1 pseudogene is annotated in these 228 nt (G+C 39.5%); it reads right to left on the reverse strand.

The annotated features are described in order from the left end of the window. Nucleotides 1-228, reverse strand: a pseudogene (locus tag AS888_RS27200) (IS5/IS1182 family transposase); the annotation flags it as partial.

Genomic DNA, 228 nt, shown 5'->3' on the forward strand with positions numbered 1-228 from the left:
CCTCTTTATTTGTTGTTGAGTACTTTAAAGTTTCTCCCGAAGGGCAAAGGTAACAATCAAAGTGTTCATCGTAAACATAGTCATGTTTGCGAAAGAATCCTTCTTTTGTACGAGGACGTGTATAGGGGAAAGCAGGTGTGATTTCTTTGTTAAATAGGTAGCTTGTAATCGCTGGTGTTTTATAAGCTGCATCTGCGGCAACTGCTTCTGGTTTTCCAACTTTCTCAA

It is taken from the genome of Peribacillus simplex (assembly GCF_001542915.1).
In the GTDB taxonomy this organism is placed as follows: domain Bacteria; phylum Bacillota; class Bacilli; order Bacillales; family DSM-1321; genus Peribacillus; species Peribacillus simplex_B.